Here is a 15,729-nt window from a genome sequence, read left to right as displayed (position 1 = left end):
GTCATGTCAACCATGCAACCAACCCAACGGGTGATGCATGCGCGCCACGCCCAGCATGAAGATGTAGGTAGCAAGCGCCAGGACGAAGCAGACTGTCCGCGCACGTTGGCTGTTCGCGCGCTTGAGCGCCAGGGTACCCAGCACCACGTAAACGACCAGCAACACCATCTTGGTAGTGAGCCAGCCATTGGCGAACAGCGCGCCTGGCAGGATGGTCAGCAGCATCAACGCCGCAGTGAGCAAAGTGGTGTCGATGCTGTAGCTGAGATAGCGCACCGGCGCCCATTGCGCGGCACCGTTGCGGCCCGCCAGCACCAGCGTGCCGCGCAGCGCGAACAAGGCGCCGCTGAGCAGGACGCAGAGGATGTGTACGGCCTTGATCTGGGGGTAGAACTCAAGCATGGGAATCGGTACTCGGGGTCTGGGGTTTACTCACTCGCTTGGGAGCCTCGAATAGCCACATCACGCAGAGGGAAAAACGCACGAGATCTGCTCCTCCCCCTGCTCGCAGGGGGAGGTTGGGAGGGGGTAAAGCTCTTGCCGCGCACTTGCCACCAAGAGCGACCCCACCCCAACCCTCCCCTGCGAGCAGGGGAGGGGGCACAAGCGCACGGCTTCGTCGCCAGGCGCAGGCCCATTCCGAACAATAGCGAGCGAACGCTGGAATGACGGAGCCTTTCGAGATCCCAGGACATCAGGCTTCTTCAAGCACCTTGCGCTCGACCGCTACCAGCACTGGCTGCCCGTACACCTGCGGTTCGATCGGCCGGCGGCGGTCCTTCAGCAGCCATAGCGAGGCGACGAAGACCGCAATCAACACCGCGCCCACCGCGAACAAGGTGTCGCCCGGCACGCGCATCCACACCAGCATGTGGATCAGCGGGCGATCCATGAACTCGGCCGAGCGGGCGAACCAGTAGCCGTGCTCCAGCACCGCCTTCAGCTGCAGGATGCCCAGCGGCAGCAGGGTCAGCACCGCCATCAGCGAGAGGCCGATGTTGAGGCACCAGAACGAGCCGCGCAGCCAGCCTTCGCGCCACGGTGCCTCCGGCTTGATGCCGCGCAGGCAGAACAGCATCAGGCCCAGGCCGAGCATGCCGTACACGCCGAACAGCGCGGTATGACCGTGCGTGGCGGTGAGGTTGAGGCCTTGCATGTAGTACAGCGCCAGCGGCGTGTTGACCAGGAAACCGAACATGCCCGCGCCGACCAGGTTCCAGAAGCTCACCGCCACGAAGAACATGATCGGCCAGCGGTAGCGCGCCATCCACGGCGCGACGTGCTGCTTCTTCCAGGTGTCGTAGGCCTCCAGTCCGATCAACGCCAGTGGCACCACTTCCAGCACCGAGAAGCTGGCGCCCAGCGCGATCACCGCGGTGGTGGTGCCGGTGAAGTACAGGTGGTGCAAGGTGCCCAGCACGCCGCCGGCCATGAACACGATGGTGGCGAACAGCACGCCGACGGTGGCGGTAAGCGGGCGGATCAGGCCGAGTTTCAGGAACAGGTAGCTGATGACCGCCGTGGCGAACACTTCGAAGAAGCCTTCCACCCACAGGTGCACCACCCACCAGCGCCAGTATTCGACCATCGCGATGTGGGTGTGCTCACCCCACATCAGGCCGGCGCCGTAGAGCAGGCCGATCGCCACGGTGGAGAGGAACAGCAGGCCCACGATCGACGACGTCGCCGTCTTGCTGCGCATCACCGGCCACAGCGCGCGCCCCACCAGGAACACCCACAGCATCAATCCGATGAACAGGAAGATCTGCCAGAAGCGGCCGATGTCGGTGTATTCCCAACCCTGGTGACCGAACCAGAAGTTGTGTTCCAGGCCCAGCTTGTCCATCACCGCCAGCCACTGGCCGGCGAACGAACCGACCACGATCACCAGCAGGCACACCCACAGGAAATTCACCCCGAAGCGCTGGAATTTCGGCTCGTAGCCGGAAATCATCGGCGCGATATACAAGCCGGTGGCCAGCCATGCGGTGGCGATCCACAACACCGCCAGCTCGGTATGCCAGGTGCGCGTCAAAGAGTAGGGCAGGTAGTTGGCCAGCGCGAAACCGTAGGCCTCCTGTCCTTCCACCTGGTAATGCGCCGTGGTAGCGCCCAACAGGATCTGCGCCAGGAACAACGCCAGCACGGTCCAGAAATATTTCGCCGTGGCCTTCATCGACGGCGTCGGCTTGAGATCGGCCAACGGATCGCGCGCGGGAATGGGCGGCAGTGGTTCATCACTGACATGACGCGCGTGGTGCCATGCCAGCAGGCCGATGCCCATGATCATGAACAGCACGCTGAAGATCGACCACATGAAGCTGGTCGGCGTGGCCACGTTGCCCACCACCGGGTCGAACGGCCAATTCTGCGTATAGCTGATGGTGCTGCCCGGACGCTCGGCGGCGGCCGCCCAACTGGTCCACCAGAAGAACGCGGTGACCATGCGGCGGTGTTCCATCTCCGCGATGGTGTTGTCGCGCATCGCATAGTTTTCGCGCAGCTTGGCGGTGGCCGGATCATTGCTGAACAGGCTCATGTAGTGCGCGCCAACGATGGCCATGGCCTGCGCGCGCAGCGGCGACACGGTAATGGTGTCGGTGGCCGCGTCGTAGGTGTTGTGTCGAAGCTCCGGCTGGATGCGCGCCTTCAATGCGGCCTGTTGTGCCGCATCGAGGGACGCGAACGAGGCGGCGCCTTCGTCGCGCGCCAGCAGCTCCAGCATCGCCATCGCTTCGCGATGCAGCCAGTCGGCGCTCCAGTCCGGCGCGAGCAGGGCGCCGTGGCCCCAGATTGAACCCAGTTGCTGGCCGCCGATGCTTTGCCACACCTGACGGCCTTCCTGCAGGTCGGCGCGGGTATAAAGCGTTTGGCCTTCGCTGGTGACAACCGCTGCCGGCAGCGGCGGCGCCTCCTGGTGCACCACATCGCCAACCCACAGCAATACGGCAAAAGACGATATCAGCAAGGCCGCAAGGCCCAGCCAGAGTTTTCGAGTGGTACTCATCGCGCATCTCCCTGTGATGCGCGCATGCTGGCGGCAAGCCCCGTCGGCATTCTTGATTCAAGTCAGGTTGCGCGGGCCGGTCGCTGTGAGAAATTGTCGCAGGCCGTGATCGGCAGACAGGCGCCATGACGACAGGCATCGCTGCTGCAGATTGCCGCATACGCTTTCACGGCGACGCTCTGCCAGCCGCGAACCCGATAGCATGATTGCGCGATCGACGAGCGAAGCCACCCGATGCAGCAACGTGCGGTGACAGGGGAGTGGGTGCACCTTGAGGCGGAGGCAAGGCACTCTCGGTCACGAAACAACAACACGCAAACAAGAGTCCGAGCAACGATGAACCGTCCGCTGATATCCAGGTGGCTGCCGTTGGCAGTGCTTGCCTTCGCACCACTGGCACATGCCCAACTGCTGACCGACACGCAACCGAAAACCGTGCAGTCGGTGCTGGAATCGGTGAATCGCTACTGCAGTGGCTGCCACAAGGTCCCGTCCCCCAGCGTCATGCCTAAGAGCGGCTGGCCGCGCGTCGTGCAAGGCATGGCGGACATGGCCGCTTCAAAAGCCGGCCATGAAGCGATCCCCGCGGACGTGGTCAGGGACATCACCGCCTTGTATGTGGGCAGCAGCCCGGCGAGCCTGCCGCGGCTTCCCTATTTCACCCGCGAAGGCAGCCCGCTGACATTCGGCATGACGGAGCTGGGGGAAAAATCGGCGGTGCCGCTGATTCTCAACATCAACGCAACGCCGCTGCACGACGACACGACCCCCGGGTTCATCATCTGCGACGGCGCCGGCAAGAAGGTGGTGCTCTTGCAGAAAAAGGGGCGCGCCTGGCACGAAACCGCGCTCGCGGATATCGACATTCCCTTGCATACCGATGTCGCGGACATCGATGGCGACGGATACAAGGACATCATCGTGGCGGACCTGGGCACGTTCCCGCCGTCACCGGCGCTGACCGGAAAAGTCGTCCTGCTGCGACAGCTGCCGTCGGGGAAATTCGAGAAGCAGGTGTTGCTGGACAAGGTGGGCCGGGTGACCGATGCGCGCGCGATGGACATCGACAACGACGGCGACCTCGACATCGGCGTGGCCATCTTCGGCGGCGGCGACGTGGGCGAACTGGCGTGGTTGGAGAATCTTGGTGACGGCAAGCTCGGCGGCGGCAAGTTCGTGCCGCACCGGATACTGAAGGTCACCGGCGCGCTGAACCTTTCCCCGGTCGATCTGGACAACGACGGCAAGATCGACTTCGTGAGCCTTATCGCGCAACAGCACGAGGCGGTCGTGGCCTTCATGAACAAGGGGCAGGGCAGTTTCGCCTACACCGCGCTGTACCGCGGGCCGCACCCCATGTTCGGATCGACCAGCATGAAGGTGATCGACATGGATGGCGACCAGGACCCCGACATCCTGTTCACCAATGGCGACGCGCTCGACTACCAACCCGATCCCAAGCCGTATCACGGTGTGGAATGGCTGGAAAACAAGGGCAACCTCACGTTCGAATTCCGCGACATCGGCCGCTTCTACGGCACCGCCATCGCCGATGCCGGCGATCTCGATGGCGATGGCGACATGGACGTCGTGGCCGGCAGCTGGCTCAACTATTGGGACGACCCGCAACGCCAAAGCCTGGTGTGGTTTGAAAACGACGGCGCCCAGAACTTCACGCCGCACGCCATCATCAGCCGGCCCGCCGGCGTCGTCTCGCTGGCGCTGGCCGACGTCAACCACGACCACCGCCCGGATATCGTGGCCGGCATCTTCGAGCTGGATCTGCTGGGTGAATTCGTGAAAAAGGATGGCGCGGATGAGGGCGCCCAAGACATGGCCCAGAACACCGCCAAGCCCGCCAAATCCGCATTGAAGCCGCGACTGATCCTGCTGCAGGGCGAACTCGCCAAGCCAGCGCATTGACCTGAAGCGAGTGGCGTCGGCGCAACTGATCCGGATCAATGAGCTGCTGTCCGTGACTCCGCATCATGCGCGCTGCGCATGATGCGGCAACGCTTTCGAACCACACACATCAAGCCACCACGTTCACCGCGGGCCGAACGGGTGGCCGCTATCCTCATCCGAGTAAACGCATGAAGTTCAGCCTATTGCCGGTGCTGGTGAGCCTGATGGCCACCCAGGCCATCGCCGCCACCGACGAAGTCATCGTGACCGGTACCTACAGCCCCGTAACCGCCGAGCAGATCGCCTCCTCCGTCACGGTCATCGATCACCAGCAACTGCTCGCCCTGAGCAACCACAGCCTTGCCGATGCCTTGCGGCAAGTACCCGGCGTATGGGTCGCGGCGCAAGGCGGCCCCGGTGGCCTCACCACCATCAGCCTGCGCGGCGCCGAGGCCAATCACACCCTGGTGCTGGTCGATGGCATCGAGATGAATGACCCCACCAACACGCGCGGCGGCGCGTTCGATGTCAACGACATCAACATCGCCTCGATCCAGCGCGTGGAGATCATCCGCGGCGCCCAATCCGCCATCTACGGATCGGACGCCCTGGCCGGCGTCATCCACATCATCACCGCCGAACCCACGCCGACCATTCAACAGCATCTTTCCCTGTCCGGCGGCGAGCATGGTTACCGAACCGGCAGCTTCAGCAGCACCGGCACGGTGGACAACACCGGCTACGTGTTGCGACTGCAAAACAAGCATGCCGGTACGCCCATTGAAGGCAGCAGCGCCAACAACCGGGAAGCGCTGATAAAACTCGACTCGGCTCTCGGCGCGCATCAACTGGACTTCACCTATCGCCACACGAAGGGGGAAAAAACCACCTTCCCCGAACAAAGCGGCGGTCCGCTGTTTGCACGCAACCGTGACCTGGATCGAAGCCACTACACCGACCAGAACGCCGCCGCTTCATGGGCCTGGGCGATCAGCGACGGCTGGACCAGCACACTCGCCGCGACATGGTTCAACCGCGATCAGGACATCGACTCCCCCGGCATCATCCCTTTCGACGCCGTGCCACCCAACGGCGCCCGGACGGATTTCACCCGCACCGACATCAAGTGGATCAACACCCTGGGCGACAGGCAGGGCACCTGGGCCAACATCGGTTTCGAAGGCAGACACGAGGCCGGGGAGAGCAGGGGATACCTCGTCTACGGCGAGCGGATGCCCACGGACTTCCGCCTCAGCCGCTCCACCCGAAGCGCCTTCCTCAACCTCAACAGCTACCTCACCGGGAAGTTGTTCGTGGGCGCAAGCCTCCGTTCGGACAGCAATGCCCATTTCGGCACACGACAAAGCGTGCAGGGCGGTTTCCGCTATCAGCTGAGCGACAACGTCAGCTGGTTCGTCAACGCCGGCACCGGCTACAAACTCCCAAGCTTCTTCGCCCTGGGCCATCCGCTCACCGGCAACAAGGACTTGCAGCCCGAACGGTCGACCACCCGCGACACCGGCATCGAATGGACGGCCAGCAACACCGTCCTCAACCTCAGCTACTTCGTGAACGACTACAAGGACCTGATCGACTTCGACAGCGAGCTGTTCCGCAACGTCAACCGCGCCCACACCCGAATGAAAGGCGTCGACATCGACGCCCGCTGGCACTCCAACGACCAGAAATGGACCTTGGGCGCCCACGGCAGCTACACCGACATCGACGCGGAAAGCCCCCTGCTGGGCCGGCCGCGAATCAAGGCCGGCGCCACCGCCGCTTATGCACCCAACGACCACTGGCAATTCGACCTCAACTACCTCTGGACCGGCCACCGCTTCGAAGCCAGCCGCTACCGCGGCGACGTCGTCAACGAAACCATGCCCGAATACGACCGCCTGGATGCCCGCGTGAACTACCGCGTCAACCCGCAACTGGCCATCAACCTCAGCGTCGAGAACGTCACCGACAGGAAGTACATGGACGACATCGGCTTCCCGGCCGTCGGCACGACCGGCTTCGTCGGCATCGATTTCGATTTCTGACGATGCAGACCGAAGCCGGGAATCGACCCGGCGGCACAGCTCGCCGACCGCGTCCAGCAGAAGCTGGAACACCACGGACGCAAAACTCCACAACGAAATAGCAGGTCGCTCGCAAGCAGGGCATCGATCTGTCGAGACCCAGTTTCTGGCCGCCACGCGGGCTGTAGTCCCATAGGAGCCATTTTCGTAATTTGACATAATATACATTATGCGAAGTCGCGGAAGGTGCCGATGAAGGACCACGAACCGCCGTGGCTCGGCCCGTGGGCCGTCTTGCTGGTCGCCCTGTTGGCGGTGGTCGCCGTCCACGGCGTCGGCTCTGGCATATCAGCCCGGACGGCTTCCGCGAACTGCGGCACGCTTGCCTGCTGAACCGTAAGGCCTGCGCGGAGTATCTGGGTGTGAGCCTTCGCACCGTGCGGTATTGGGACGCCGGCCGCAGCCGTGTGCCGTGGTCGGCCGTGCGGTTGCTGCGCCTGCTGCGTACCGGTGACCTCGGTGCATTGTGCGACGAGTGGGCCGGCTGGACGATCAACCGGCTGGGTCTGCACGCTCCGGCAGGACGGACCTACCGCGAGGGCGACATGCGCCGATGGTGGCTGACCATCGAGCAGGCCCATCTGTTCCTCAAGCACTACGACGCCGCAACCCGGCCGGCGGCCGGCCGTACCGTGCCAGCCGCCGCGAAGGTCGCGGCCGGTGACCTGCTTCAACCCGAAGCCGGTATGGGGGCCAAGCAAGCCGAAGCCGCGCCCTCCCATCCGATCGAAGCCGTATCCACGTCGACCGCTCTTGCTCGCCGCCGCAGGTCGGCAACGCCGGCGGCGGTGAGCATGGCGGGCGACCTGGCCACGGGTGCCGAACGGTTCGGCAGAGCGGCGGCGGCGCGCAGCGGCGCGGGGCTTGTCAGCTCTTCTAAACAAGTGGAACGCCACTTTGGTCAGAGCCGCTTCCAGCGCCGTTTGGCGGGGGTGTGGCATGCAGGCTGACGTGGTGGTGATCGACCCGCGCAAGGCCCGTTGTCAGCGGCTACGCCGCACGATCACGGAAGCGGCCAAGCTCCACGAGCGTGAAGCCCGCTGGGCCTCGGACCGTCTCGGTCGCTCGGCCTACCGCAAGACCTTCATCACCCTGACCTATCGACCGGGCGAAACGTGGGAACCGCGGCACGTGTCCCGCTTCGTGCGATTGATGCGCCAATGGTTCCAGCGTCGTGGGCACGCCTGCCGCTTTGCATGGGTCGGCGAGTTGCAGAAGCGCGGTGCGTTGCACTACCACGTGCTGGTGTGGGTGCCGCGCCGGTTGCGCCTGCCCCGCCCAGATCAGTGTGGCTGGTGGCCGTACGGGATGAGCAACATCGAGACGGCCCGCAACCCCGTGGGCTACATGGTCAAGTACGCCACCAAGACCCGCCCCGAGGACGTCAAGCGCCTGCCCAAAGGTGTGCGCCTGCATGGAAACGGAGGCCACGACCCTGCCCGCCGCGTGGAGCTGCGCGAACGCCTGTGGCCCATGTGGGTGGCCAAGGCGTGGGACCAGCGTCGGGGCGAAGCATGCTTCGCCGACCTGGAAGCGCAGGAAGCATGGAACGCCCGCCGCATCGAGGTGCGCACGCCGCAACCCGACGGCTCCGTGTGGCTTCGTTACGTCGACCCAGTACGCCCGCCCGAAGGTAGCGCCGCATGGTGGGATCTGCGCGTCGCCGAAGAAGAACGCCGGATCGCTGAGGAAGAACAGTGGTGCATGTACGCCCGCCGCTACGAGCGGCGGGGCTTCCCCAAGTTGCAACGGGTGGCCGGGGGCTTCGTGGACCTTGTCACCGGTGAGCTGATCCCTACCCCTTGGTGCGTCGATGTGTCTCGCGGCGTGGTGAGGGCTTACCTCAAGACGGAGACGATGCAGTGAATTTTCCAGTGGACGAAGGCGACTGGGTGATGAGTGGCAGCAAGGAGCCGGGGCTGCTGGCCTACGGCGTGAGCGAACCCGACGTGATCATGTGTGCTGTCGACGGCATCCATTACGCCATGGACAAGGCCGAAGGGAACCGGGACCGCTTCGTGGTCGAGCTGGTGGGCGAGTTTGAGATGGCACTGCGCGAACGCATGGGGGTGGACCTGCCGCCCGAGGAGTGACACCCGTGGTGCCTGCTGGGCTTCCGGCGCCGCGCCGGAACCCCAGCCACCACGGCGCACAAAAGGCGAGGCCCCTGCAAGCCGGCAAGCTGTTCAGGGGCCTCTGGTACAACACACCGGGGCCGAAGCCCCAAGGAATAATCGCATGAAAATCGACTATGCGGCGCAATGCCGCTTCTTCTCGGCCGAGGACGCGTGCCGCGTCGCGCTTCAGTCTTACTACGCTGCCTCCCGCCACCTGGAGCCACCACCCGGCGAGCCGTGGATGGTCGACGGCGACCCGTATGCCTCGGCCACCGACTTCGCCGAAGCCTTCAACGGTGAAGTACAGGCCCGCCTCGGCTTGCTCGCGCTGGACCGCCTCGGGGACTTCCACCGGTGCAGCGTGGAATGGAATATCTGGAAGATCGCGGCGGACGCTGCCCCGGAGAAAATGGCCCCGATAATCGCCGAACGCGAGGCCGATCACGCCCGCAGGATGGTCGAAATTTTTGGCGATGAATTGAACGGTTTGCCACCGGGAGATAATCAGGTTAATAATCACCAATCCAACGGTGTACAAAATGCCTGAGTCAGCCAAAACCTATACATTATGCGAAATTACGTAGGATGGATGAGCCAGGCCACCAGCGGCCACACCCCGACCTGAAATAAGGAAACATTGTTGTCTAAGGACGACGAACTGCCGCCGCAGAGCCGAAGAAACCGCCTCCTGGCGACCAACAAGCTTCCGCCAAAAACGATACGGGCCAGCAACCAGCCGCATTCTCACCGTAGACGCTGACAAACTGCCGCGAATATGGTCCTTAAAACACACACGGCTGAACCCTATTAAGTGGCGCCCGATTCGCGTTTGGCCGTGCGTACACATGTGTAGCGAATTCTGCATATTCGAGATTGCTTGCCATAGTTAGTCTCCTAAATCCGCTTTACGAGAGATCACAGAAATTCGCTTCCGCACGGCCCCACTTGCGCAGAACTAGCTGATACATCCTTCCAGATGATCGCTCGCGAAACTCTTTGTCCGCGATCGTCACAAGGTCCGGCTCGCCATCCGTGCGAGGCCCCGTCAACAAGTTTGCTTCCCGACCGATGAGTCTTTCTTCCAATGGCACGCGCTTCCACGGGGAACCCTGGACCGACTGGTACTCGATATAGGGCGGTATCGGCCTTCCCAGCGCGTACCACGTCTCGCAGTAGTAATACGTCGCCACCATTGACCAGGACTTTGCCGGGGCGTCGTAATCCAGAAGCATTGCCACATAGCCATCGCGCCACTCGGGCGGCGGTTTGATGCCGTCCGGTGCCCGGGTGATCGATACTGACATGTTCACGGGGTCCTTCCAGCCCCCCATCCCGCCAAGCTCCGAGAACGTCCGGCCTTGCGCGGTGCGCTCGACTCTGATCATTTGCCCGTCTTGCAGACGAACCTCTTCAGCCCATTGAATCGTTGTTGGGCCGCACCCAGCCAGCGCGATGGCACCCACCACAACCCATCCGTGCATCAGCCACGGAGCCCTCCGGGAAGTTGGTATCAGAGGTCTCCGGCATGGCCCTTTTGTACAACGCACGTCCGTTCTCCCCATGGCTTTGGTTCTGGCCAATACCATGCGCCTGCTGGTAGATGTAGCGATACATGGGCAGGGTCGCCAGCAGCAGGGCACCGGCAACAGCGTAGTAGGTTCCAGCACGCATGGAATCCCCTTCAGGCTTTCTGTTTTGTCACAACAGCAATACCACCCACCCCACTCTGCTTCCGTTCTGCAACATGACCTGGCCGATGCCGCGCATGACGGTGTCGAGGAAACGCAGCAGGTTCTGCATCGGCTGCTGGCCGTCCAGCACCAGGCCGGTCGAGGAAAGCCGTACAGGCATGGAGGAAGGTACGTGGATGGGATGTCACATCCTAAAGCGGATATCCACCAACCGCCCCTTCCGTCGCAGCTCCACGCGGTACCGCCCTACCCCAAACCCCTTTGGCCGTTACACGCGGCGACTCCAGCGAGCCGGCGCGTTCGAGGACAAAAGCCTAGGCCACGGCTGCGTCGTCGGATTCTGCATTGGGGTGCGCGTAGTGCCCCAGGCGGGTCGTAACTTCCGGGCTGACCAGATCCACGGAAGCGGTCAAGCCGGTCAGCCAGTGATGATCCCGTGCCAGCTTGCGGGCCTCGGTGATGGCTCGCGCCAGGGTGAGGCGATTCATCACGCAGACCTGCCCGCGATGGATGCGCCACATGCCAGCCTCATCTTCCCGGATCGCGAACAGGACGGTCATCGACAGGTGCCTCGGTTTGAGTCGAAAGAATGCCTCGGTCAACGGATGCCGTGGATCGCAGGCCTGTCGCCAAAACTGCAGGACAGACGCAAGAGTGCACCAACGGCAAAAGGGTCGATGTCAGCCTTCCCTGACAGAGTTGTCAGGTAGCTCTGCGCCAACCTGTGCGTTCCAGGAACTGACGCACACAGTGCATACGTATGCACCTACAGCACCTGGTGGCCCGATCGGCGGGCACGCCCCTTACCTGCGCCTGCCGTTGATGCCCGGATGTACCCTCAGCCCGGCAACAACTCGTCGTGGATATGCAGGCTGCCGGTGAGCGTGCGGTGGACCGGGCATCTTTCGGCGACGGCGAGCAGGCGGTCGCGTTGTGCGGGGGTGAGGTTGCCGGTCAGTTTCAGGCGGCGGTAGATGGCCTGCACGCGCGCATCGTCCTGCTCGCAGTGATCGCAGTCCTTGGCGTGGTTGCGTTGATGCGAAAGCGTCACCTCGACCTCGTCCAGCGGGATCGATTCGCGGCCGGCCACCATCCGCAGGGTCATCGCGGTGCAGGCGCCGAGTGAGGCCAGCAGCAGATCGTAAGGTGTGGGGCCGGCGTCGTCGCCGCCGACTTCGCGCGGTTCGTCCGCGATCAGCTGGTGATGACGCGCATCGATCGCCACGGCAAGTCCGGAGGCGTTGTTGGCGACGCGTACCGTGCCGGGTTCGAGTGCTTCCGCAGCCGGCACCGTTTCGAGGAAGCGGTCGGCCCAGCAGGCGATCATGCGCGCCGCGTAGCGTGCGTCGGCCTCTTTCGACAACAGGTGGCCGGCCTGATCGAGACTGAGGAAGGTCTTGGGGTGTCGGGCCGCTTCGAACAACCGGCGTGCGTGGTCGATGCCGACCACGGTATCGCCCGGCGCGTGGGCGATCAGGATGGGGTGATGCAATTGCTTCACGGCGGCGAGCACGTCGGCTTCGCGCGCCGAACGCACGAAGGCGGCGCTCAACGGAAAGCGGCGGCCGGCAATGGACACTTCGCCGCTGCCCTGTGCCTCGATCGCCTGCAGGTCGCCGTCGATGCTGTCCAGCACATGGCTGACATCGGACGGCGCGCCGATGGTGGCCACCGCGCGCGCCGATGGAATGCGTGCGGCCGCCGCGAGTACGGCCGCGCCACCCAGGCTGTGGCCGATCAGCAACTGCGGCGCACCGATAGTGGCGGCCAGGTGCTCGGCCGCGTCGACCAGGTCATCCACGTCACCGGGAAAACCCACACTGGCGAAATCGCCTTCGCTCGATCCCAGCCCGGTGAAGTCGAAGCGCAAGGTGGCGATGCCCAGACGTGCCAGCTCGTCGGTGATCCTCACCGCAGCCAGGCTGGCGCGAGTGCAGGTGAAGCAGTGCGCGAACAACGCCACCGCGCGAACCGGCCCCACCGGCTGCACCACGGTGCCGCTCAGCACGTGCCCGGAACGGGTGGTAAAGCTGCTGTCGGTGCGGGACATGGGCGATCTCCTGGGGTTGAGGGAAGGCCGGCAGATCGCTGCGCCGTTTCGGCAGGAGCAACCTGCCCTGGTTGTGCGCCATGGCTTGCGCGCCAGCATCATCCTAACGTGCAATGGCCCCCTCACACGGCTTCTGGTGTGATGGCGTCTGCGGCACGAAGGTCTGATGACACAACCCGAACGATCGGGCGAGCACACTGGCAAGCCCACTGACCCAGGAGCGACTCATGAGCAGTTCCAGCAACCCGCCCCGGAATGATTCGTCCGCCGCCGGCTCGACCACCGGCACGGGCGCACCCGCGATCAGTGATCGCAACTCGCTGACCCTGGGGCCCAACGGCCCCATCCTGCTGCATGACGTGCACCTGCTGGAGCAGCTGGCGCACTTCAACCGCGAGAAGGTTCCCGAACGGCAACCGCATGCCAAGGGTGCAGGCGCGTTCGGTGTGCTGGAAATCACCGAGGATGTCACGCGCTACACCTGCGCGGCGCTGTTCCGGAAAGGCGCGCAGACCGACATGCTGGCGCGCTTCTCCACCGTTGCCGGCGAATCGGGCAGCCCGGATACCTGGCGCGACGTGCGCGGCTTCTCGCTGAAGTTCTATACCGACGAGGGCAACTACGACCTGGTCGGCAACAACACGCCGGTATTCTTCCTGCGCGACCCGATCAAGTTTCCGCATTTCATCCGCAGCCAGAAGCGGCTGCCGGATTCCGGCCTGCGCGACAACCACATGCAGTGGGATTTCTGGACGTCCAACCCGGAAACCGCGCATCAGGTCACCTACGTCATGGGCGAACGCGGCCTGCCGCGCACATGGCGGCACATGAACGGTTACGGCTCGCACACGTACATGTGGATCAACGCCGCGGGCGAGAAGTTTTGGGTGAAGTACCACTTCCACACCCGCCAGGGCATGGCGTTTTTCAACAATGCCGAAGCCGCCGCGATGGCCGGAGCGGACTCGGATTTCCACCGCCGCGACCTGTTCGAAGCCATCGCCCGCGGCGAGCACCCCGCGTGGGATCTCTCGGTGCAGGTAATGCCGTATGCCGAGGCAAAAAACTACCGCTTCAATCCGTTCGACCTGACCAAGGTATGGCCGCACAAGGATTACCCGCTGATCAAGGTCGGCACGATGACGTTGAACCGCAACCCGGAAAACTTTTTCGCGCAAATCGAGCAGGCGGCGTTCTCCCCCGGCAACACGGTGCCGGGCATCGGCTTGTCGCCGGACAAGATGCTGCTCGGCCGCGCGTTTGCCTACGCCGACGCACAGCGCAACCGCATCGGCACCAACTTCCACCAACTGCCGGTAAACCAGCCCAAGGTGCCGGTGAACACCTATATGTTCGACGGCCAGATGGCGTATCAGCACCAGGGCAACGCGCCGGTGTACGCACCCAACAGCGGTGGCCACAGCTGGTCCGACCAGACCGGCCCGGTGGCCGATGGCTGGGAGGTCGATGGCGAGATGACCCGCAGCGCCTACACCTTGCATGCGGAAGACGATGACTTCGGCCAGGCAGGCACGATGGTTCGCGATGTGTGGAATGACGCCCAACGCACGCAGTTCGTGGAACAGGTGGCCGGCAGCCTGCTAGCCGGCGTGCGCAGCCCCGTGCTGGAGCGCGCGTTCGATTACTGGAAACGCGTCGACAGCGATATCGGCCAGCGGATCGAAGCCAGGGTGAAAGCCGGCAGCGCACCGGAGCCGGTCCAGGGCATGGGCGACGGTTGACGTAGCCCTTCGCAGCATGACGACCGCCGGGCGTGGACCTGGCGGTCGTCGACCCGGTGCTTCATGGCTGGGGCTTGGATGCGTGACTGCAAGAAGGCCGTGACGTCCTCCATCAGCGTTTGCGTGCGCCCCCGACGGCGTCGATCTCGTCAGGCCCGGAGGGAATGCCGACGCGATCTTCGTTGGCGCCCTCGTTCTCACCGCTCCCACCTGGCGCGTTACCGGCGTGGCCGGGCTGGCTACCGAGATGCGGTTGGCTACCTCGTTGGCTGGGCGTGCTGGTCGCTTCGCCGCTGGCGATACCGCCGGTGCCCTGTTGTCCATCGCCCGAACTCTGCCTGCCTGCCAATTCCTGCGCGCTCGCCTGCTTGCCGTCTGACGGGCTTGATGGCTTTGGCATGTCGACGTCGGTGCGCGCGCTGGCACCTTCGTCACGATGGTTGGTGCGCAGATGCCCGTGTTCGTTGTCACCCATGGTGGTCGCTCCGGTTCGGTGAGCCGAAAGCATCCGCTCCAGCACGTCAGCGCGATGAGAACGCAGCGACACATCCCGGGCGAGCAGCACCTCGTTGATCATCGGCCGGTTGCTTTGACACTTCGCACACCTTTTGTTGAACGGGCCCCGTGCAGTCTCGCCAGACACGACGCGGTCGATCGATCCGCGCCTTTTGCGAAGCAGCCAGGAGAAAGCATGAACGTTCAGAGCATCATGACGCCGCGTCCACGCGTGTGTTCCGCCGACGCCCCGCTGGCCCATGCCGCCCGGCTGATGCTGGAACAGGATGTGGGCGAGATCCCTGTCACCGACGGCGAGATGCGCCCGATCGGTGTGATCACCGACCGCGACATCGTGCTGCGCTGCGTGGCCGTAGGCGGCAATGCGCAGAACGATACGGTCGACAGCTGCATGACCGCGCCGGCGCAGACGGTTCGCGACGATGCCACGCTGGAGGAATGCGCCCAACTGATGGCCAGGCATCGCATTCGCCGAGTGCCCATCGTCGACGCGAATGGTGCGATTTGCGGCATCGTGGCACAGGCTGACCTGGAGGCAACCGACGCCCGCTCGTTGAAACAACAGGTGGCTGAACGCGTCTCGACCCCGCACTGACCCGCGAACTGCCGAGGTCAGC

The 15,729-nt window shown here is 64.0% G+C and carries 16 protein-coding genes; 8 read left to right on the top strand and 8 right to left on the bottom strand.

The window, feature by feature from the left end; all coding sequences use genetic code 11:
• Positions 1-6 precede the first annotated feature (6 nt).
• Both ASD22_RS03455 and ASD22_RS03450 read right to left on the bottom strand, forming a co-directional pair.
• On the bottom strand, positions 7-402 hold the full coding sequence (locus ASD22_RS03455; RefSeq protein ID WP_056078926.1) for a SirB2 family protein: 396 nt from the start codon (positions 400-402) through the stop codon (positions 7-9).
• A 292-nt stretch (positions 403-694) separates the two neighbouring features.
• Complete coding sequence (locus ASD22_RS03450) at positions 695-3,007, bottom strand: nitric-oxide reductase large subunit (RefSeq protein ID WP_056078923.1); 2,313 nt, start codon at positions 3,005-3,007, stop codon at positions 695-697.
• Positions 3,008-3,382: 375 nt separating this feature from the next.
• Here ASD22_RS03450 and ASD22_RS03445 point away from each other — a divergent pair, with 375 nt between their 5' ends.
• From ASD22_RS03445 to ASD22_RS03420, 6 genes are all read left to right on the top strand, one after another.
• Positions 3,383-4,930, top strand: coding sequence for a VCBS repeat-containing protein (locus tag ASD22_RS03445; protein WP_235577575.1), 1,548 nt, complete (start codon positions 3,383-3,385; stop codon positions 4,928-4,930).
• A gap of 170 nt (positions 4,931-5,100) precedes the next feature.
• The gene (locus ASD22_RS03440; RefSeq protein ID WP_056078917.1) at positions 5,101-6,957 is read left to right on the top strand and encodes a TonB-dependent receptor; all 1,857 of its coding nucleotides are present in this window, start codon (positions 5,101-5,103) and stop codon (positions 6,955-6,957) included.
• 251 nt (positions 6,958-7,208) lie between these two features.
• Positions 7,209-7,946 (top strand): VC1465 family Xer recombination activation factor, encoded by a 738-nt coding sequence (locus ASD22_RS03435; RefSeq protein WP_082520102.1) that lies wholly within the window; start codon positions 7,209-7,211, stop codon positions 7,944-7,946.
• Positions 7,936-8,862 carry a hypothetical protein gene (locus ASD22_RS03430; RefSeq protein WP_056078911.1) on the top strand — a complete coding sequence of 309 codons (927 nt, stop codon included), beginning with the start codon at positions 7,936-7,938 and terminating at the stop codon, positions 8,860-8,862. The genes ASD22_RS03435 and ASD22_RS03430 overlap by 11 nt, the downstream gene beginning before the upstream one ends.
• Positions 8,859-9,089, top strand: coding sequence for a hypothetical protein (locus ASD22_RS03425; protein ID WP_056078908.1), 231 nt, complete (start codon positions 8,859-8,861; stop codon positions 9,087-9,089). Before ASD22_RS03430 ends, ASD22_RS03425 begins: the two co-directional genes overlap by 4 nt.
• 145 nt (positions 9,090-9,234) lie before the next feature.
• A complete protein-coding gene (locus ASD22_RS03420) occupies positions 9,235-9,660 on the top strand; it encodes a hypothetical protein (protein WP_056078905.1) in 426 nt (141 codons plus the stop codon).
• Between the two features lie 358 nt (positions 9,661-10,018).
• On the opposite strand, the gene ASD22_RS03415 is transcribed toward ASD22_RS03420, so the two are convergent.
• The 5 genes from ASD22_RS03415 to ASD22_RS03400 all read right to left on the bottom strand — a co-directional run bounded on the left by ASD22_RS03415 (position 10,019) and on the right by ASD22_RS03400 (position 12,854).
• A complete protein-coding gene (locus ASD22_RS03415) occupies positions 10,019-10,417 on the bottom strand; it encodes a hypothetical protein (protein ID WP_156458931.1) in 399 nt (132 codons plus the stop codon).
• Positions 10,418-10,523: 106 nt separating this feature from the next.
• Complete coding sequence (locus tag ASD22_RS03410; protein WP_056078899.1) at positions 10,524-10,784, bottom strand: hypothetical protein; 261 nt, start codon at positions 10,782-10,784, stop codon at positions 10,524-10,526.
• Positions 10,785-10,811: 27 nt separating this feature from the next.
• Positions 10,812-10,964 carry a hypothetical protein gene (locus ASD22_RS16590; protein WP_200946313.1) on the bottom strand — a complete coding sequence of 51 codons (153 nt, stop codon included), beginning with the start codon at positions 10,962-10,964 and terminating at the stop codon, positions 10,812-10,814.
• Between the two features lie 154 nt (positions 10,965-11,118).
• The gene (locus ASD22_RS03405; protein ID WP_056078896.1) at positions 11,119-11,364 is read right to left on the bottom strand and encodes a hypothetical protein; all 246 of its coding nucleotides are present in this window, start codon (positions 11,362-11,364) and stop codon (positions 11,119-11,121) included.
• Between the two features lie 278 nt (positions 11,365-11,642).
• Positions 11,643-12,854: a bifunctional alpha/beta hydrolase/OsmC family protein gene (locus ASD22_RS03400; protein WP_056078893.1), complete on the bottom strand. Its 1,212-nt coding sequence runs from the start codon at positions 12,852-12,854 to the stop codon at positions 11,643-11,645.
• A 227-nt stretch (positions 12,855-13,081) separates the two neighbouring features.
• Here ASD22_RS03400 and ASD22_RS03395 point away from each other — a divergent pair, with 227 nt between their 5' ends.
• Positions 13,082-14,596, top strand: a complete 1,515-nt coding sequence (locus ASD22_RS03395) for a catalase (RefSeq protein WP_056078890.1) — start codon at positions 13,082-13,084, stop codon at positions 14,594-14,596.
• A gap of 112 nt (positions 14,597-14,708) precedes the next feature.
• Here ASD22_RS03395 and ASD22_RS03390 read toward each other — a convergent pair whose 3' ends face one another.
• Positions 14,709-15,173 carry a hypothetical protein gene (locus ASD22_RS03390; RefSeq protein WP_162245056.1) on the bottom strand — a complete coding sequence of 155 codons (465 nt, stop codon included), beginning with the start codon at positions 15,171-15,173 and terminating at the stop codon, positions 14,709-14,711.
• Between the two features lie 114 nt (positions 15,174-15,287).
• On the opposite strand from ASD22_RS03390, the gene ASD22_RS16855 reads away from it, so the two are divergent.
• Positions 15,288-15,707 carry a CBS domain-containing protein gene (locus ASD22_RS16855; protein ID WP_056078886.1) on the top strand — a complete coding sequence of 140 codons (420 nt, stop codon included), beginning with the start codon at positions 15,288-15,290 and terminating at the stop codon, positions 15,705-15,707.
• Positions 15,708-15,729: the final 22 nt, after the last annotated feature.

Origin of the sequence: Rhodanobacter sp. Root480, assembly GCF_001426645.1 — a bacterium.
GTDB classification, from domain to species: domain Bacteria; phylum Pseudomonadota; class Gammaproteobacteria; order Xanthomonadales; family Rhodanobacteraceae; genus Rhodanobacter; species Rhodanobacter ginsenosidimutans.
The sequence above is the reverse complement of the archived record's forward strand: the minus strand, read 5'-3'. Positions and strand labels throughout refer to the sequence as shown.